The organism is Campylobacter sp. BCW_6468 (assembly GCF_001762865.1).
GTDB lineage: Bacteria > Campylobacterota > Campylobacteria > Campylobacterales > Campylobacteraceae > Campylobacter_D > Campylobacter_D jejuni.
Genome location: NZ_MJXQ01000009.1, coordinates 1 through 942 on the forward strand (window position 1 = coordinate 1; position 942 = coordinate 942).

The following is a 942-nucleotide window of genomic DNA, read 5'->3' on the forward strand; positions in this document are numbered from 1 at the left end:
ATTAGGATGCGTAGCACATGAAAGTATATTTAAAGAAGTTTTATTTTCTTTATTTTGAAAAAAATTCATTGCTAGATCAGTAAAATCTAAATTCGTAACATAATCAGGCACTATACCTTCTTTTTCAAGCATACTTAAAGCCCCATCAGCACAAAAGATCACTGCTTTATCTTGATAAGCTTTAAGTAAAGGAAGTTGTTTAGCTAAACTAGGTCCTGCAGAAACTACTATAGTATTATCAAATTTGTTTTTTCTTTCACTTAAGATTCTTTGAAAAGGAATGCTTTCAAGCATAGAAGGGATGTTTTGTAAAAACTGTCCATGTGTTAGCAAAGGTAAAAAACAAGTAATATCTGCATTTCTTATTGCTACACTTGCACTTTTAATACAAAGTTCATTTAAAGATAAAATAGAAGTTTCATAGTATTTAAGATAATAATGCGAGCTAATAAACATTTCATATAAACTTAAATACTCTAAAATACTTTGCTGATCAAAAATCATAGCAATTTGAATTTCTAAATCCTTTGCAACACAGTCAAATAATACAACCTTATAAACTTTTAACTCCTCACTCAAATCTATCACACTTAAAGCCAAGATAAAAAGTTCGATTTCACTTTCAAATATAAAAAGATGTTTATAGTGTTTGGATAAATTTTTAATAAGTAAAGCATTGCCTATACCATAAATACATGCAAAAGGATATCTATGAGTTTTTTCTAAAATACTTTGATAGAAAAAATTTATTTCTTCTTCTAAATTTTCATACATAAAAACATTATGAGTTTTATCATAGATATTTAAATTTTCATCTATATTAAAACGAGAGCAAGTTTTATTTTGTATGAAATTTAAAAGTTTATTTCCTAAGGGTTCATTTACCCCACTTAATAAAGCTTGTATGTTTTTTTCTAGTATGGTCATTGGGTTTCCTTAAAA

General features: G+C 26.4%; 1 protein-coding gene. It reads right to left on the reverse strand.

What is annotated here, in order from left to right:
• Positions 1 to 927: 6-hydroxymethylpterin diphosphokinase MptE-like protein (locus AJ889_RS00160; protein ID WP_148123997.1), on the reverse strand; the 927-nt coding region annotated here is incomplete at its 3' end.
• Between the last annotated feature and the right edge of the window lie 15 nt (positions 928 to 942).